This is a genomic window from uncultured Aquincola sp. (assembly GCF_964001545.1).
Taxonomy (GTDB): Bacteria; Pseudomonadota; Gammaproteobacteria; order Burkholderiales; family Burkholderiaceae_C; genus Aquincola.
This window is the reverse complement of the sequence record NZ_CAXFDV010000652.1, coordinates 1-3,348: the sequence shown is the minus strand read 5'-3', so window position 1 is coordinate 3,348 and position 3,348 is coordinate 1. Positions and strand designations below refer to the sequence as shown.

The 3,348-nt window shown below is 67.3% G+C and carries 2 protein-coding genes; both read left to right on the top strand.

The window, feature by feature from the left end; translation table 11 throughout:
• On the top strand, positions 1–2,861 hold a 2,861-nt coding region (locus ABNT58_RS22615; RefSeq protein ID WP_348755658.1), incomplete at its 5' end, for an FAD-binding oxidoreductase.
• The gene (locus ABNT58_RS22610) at positions 2,858–3,301 is read left to right on the top strand and encodes an HIT family protein (protein WP_348755657.1); all 444 of its coding nucleotides are present in this window, start codon (positions 2,858–2,860) and stop codon (positions 3,299–3,301) included. The genes ABNT58_RS22615 and ABNT58_RS22610, both read left to right, overlap by 4 nt.
• The last annotated feature ends 47 nt before the right edge of the window (positions 3,302–3,348 follow it).

The following is a 3,348-nucleotide window of genomic DNA, read 5'->3' as shown; positions in this document are numbered from 1 at the left end:
CCTCGGGCAAGGTGCTGGAGCGCACTGAGGTGCTGGAAATCCCCGGCCGCGTGTTCCGCAAGGAAGGCCTGGGCAAGGACGTCACCGACAAGTTCCTGGCCGGCCTGCCCGGCATCCAGAAAGAAGGCTGCGACGGCCTGATCACCAGCGCGCGCTGGGTGGTGCACCGCATGCCGGCGCACACCCGCACCGTGTGCCTGGAGTTCTTCGGCAACGCCAAAGATGCCGTGCCCAGCATCGTCGAGATCAAGGACTTCATGTTCGCCGAGGCGCGCCAGCCCGGCGGCGCCATCCTGGCCGGCCTGGAACATCTGGACGACCGCTATTTGAAGGCGGTGGGCTACGCCACCAAGAGCAAACGCGGCAGCACCAGCGCCAACGGCCTGCCCAAGATGGTGCTGATCGGCGACATCGTCGGCGACGACGAAGCCGCCGTGGCCCGCGCCACCAGTGAGGTGGTGCGCATCGCCAACAGCCGCGCGGGCGAAGGCTTCGTGGCCGTCAGCGCCGATGCGCGCAAGAAGTTCTGGCTCGACCGCAAGCGCACCGCCGCCATCGCGCGCCACACCAACGCCTTCAAGATCAACGAAGACGTGGTGATTCCGCTCGAACGCATGGGCGAGTACACCAACGGCATCGAGCGCATCAACATCGAGCTGAGCCTGCGCAACAAGCTGCAGCTGGTCGATGCGCTGGAGGCGTTTTTCCTGCGCGGCAACCTGCCGCTGGGCAAGAGCGACGATGCCGGCGACATTCCGAGCGCCGAGCTGCTGGAAGACCGGGTGCAGCAGGCGCTGCAGCTGCTGCGCGAAGTGCGCGTGCTGTGGCGCGGCTGGCTCGATGGCCTGGACCAGATCGCCGACGGCGCCGATGCCCGCAGCTTCTTCGAGCTGATCCAGGACACCACGCTGCGCGCCTCCTGGAAAACGCAGATCCGCAAGCCGCTGCAGGCCTTGTTCGCAGGTGCGGCGCTGGCGCCCATCGTGGAAGAGTGCAACCGCATCCACAAAGAGGTGCTGCGTGGCCGCGTGTGGGTGGCGCTGCACATGCATGCCGGCGACGGCAACGTGCACACCAACATCCCGGTCAACAGCGACAACTACGAGATGCTGCAAACCGCCCATGAGGCGGTGGCCCGCATCATGACGCTGGCGCGCAGCCTCGACGGCGTGATCTCGGGTGAGCACGGCATCGGCATCACCAAGCTCGAGTTCTTGAGCGACGCCGAGCTGCAACCCTTTGCCGACTACAAGCAGCGCGTCGACCCCGAAGGCCGCTTCAACCGCGGCAAGCTGCTGCGCCCCGGCACCACCGCGGAATGGGCCGACGTGCATGCCGCCGACCTGCGACATGCTTACACGCCCAGCTTCGGGCTGATGGGGCATGAGTCGCTGATCATGCAGCGCAGCGACATCGGCGCCATCAGCGACAGCATCAAGGACTGCCTGCGCTGCGGCAAGTGCAAGCCGGTGTGCGCCACCCATGTGCCGCGCGCCAACCTGCTGTACAGCCCGCGCAACAAGATCCTGGCCACCTCGCTGCTGGTGGAAGCCTTCCTGTATGAAGAGCAGACCCGCCGCGGCGTGTCCATCAAGCACTGGGAAGAGTTCGAGGACGTGGCCGACCACTGCACGGTGTGCCACAAGTGCGCCAACCCCTGCCCGGTGAAGATCGACTTCGGCGACGTGTCGATGAACATGCGCAACCTGCTGCGCAAGATGGGCCAGAAGAGCTTCCGCCCCGGCAATGCCGCGGCGATGCTGATGCTCAACGCCACCAACCCGCAAACCATCAAGCTGGTGCGCAGCGCCATGGTGGACGTGGGCTTCATGGCCCAGCGCCTGGCGCACGACGTGCTGAAGCTGGCCGCCCGCAAGCAGACCAGCGCGCCGCCCGCCACCGTGGGCACCGCGCCGCTCAAGGAGCAGGTGGTGCACTTCATCAACAAGAAGCTGCCCGGCGGCCTGCCCAAGCGCACCGCGCGTGCGCTGCTGGACATCGAGGACAAGGCCTACGTGCCCATCATCCGCAACCCGCAGGCCACCACGGCCGAGACGGAGGCGGTGTTCTATTTCCCCGGTTGCGGCAGTGAGCGCCTGTTCAGCCAGGTGGGCCTGGCCACCCAGGCCATGCTGTGGCATGCCGGCGTGCAAACCGTGCTGCCGCCGGGCTACCTGTGCTGTGGCTACCCGCAGCGCGGCTCGGGCCAGTTCGACAAGGCCGAGCAGATGATCACCGACAACCGGGTGCTGTTCCACCGCGTGGCCAACACGCTGAACTACCTGGACATCAAGACGGTGGTGGTGAGCTGCGGCACCTGCTACGACCAGCTGCAGGGCTACGAGTTCGACAAGATCTTCCCCGGCTGCCGGATCGTCGACATCCACGAATACCTGCTGGAGCGCGGCATCACGCTGCCGGCCGCGCAGCAGGGCGCCTACCTGTACCACGACCCCTGCCACACGCCGATGAAGCTGCAGGAGCCGATGAAGACGGTCAAGGCGCTGGTGGGCGAGAGCGTGCTCAAGAACGACCGCTGCTGCGGCGAAAGCGGCACGCTGGGCGTCACCCGGCCCGATGTATCCACGCAGATCCGCTTCCGCAAGGAAGAAGAGCTGCGCAAGGGCGAAGCCGCGCTGCGCCACAGCGGCGCCGTGCCCGCCGGCCAGGACGTGAAGATCCTGACCAGCTGCCCCAGCTGCCTGCAAGGCCTCAGCCGCTACGGCAACGACTTGAACAACGGCTTGCTGGAAGCCGACTACATCGTGGTGGAAATGGCCCGCAAGATCCTGGGCGAGAACTGGATGCCCGAGTACGTGGCTCGCGCCAACCAGGGCGGCATCGAGCGGGTGCTGGTGTGAGTGCGTCCTCCAGCGCTGCGCCCTGCGAGCTGTGCACCACGCCCGGCGGCCACGTGGTGTGGCGGGGCGAGGGCTGGCGCGTCATCCGCGCGGCGGACGAGCTGTTTCCGGCCTTCTACCGCCTGATCCTCGACCGCCATGTGGCCGAACTCAGCGATCTGTCGCCCGCCGACCAGGCCCGCTGCCTGGCGCTGCTGGTGGCGGTGGAACGGGCGCTGCGCCAGCAGCTGCAGCCCACCAAGATCAACCTGGCTGCCTTCGGCAACATGGTGCCGCACCTGCACTGGCACGTCATCGCCCGCTTCAGCTGGGACAGCCACTTCCCGCAGCCGGTGTGGGGCACGGCCCAGCGCAGCGTGCAGCCGCCCGCGGTGCAGCGCCTGGCCTGCACCCTCGATCAACTCGATGCGGCGGTGGCCGCCGCGCTGGAAGCCGCATGAGCAAACCCCAACCCACCGGCCTGACGGTGCACCAGCAATCGCGCCTG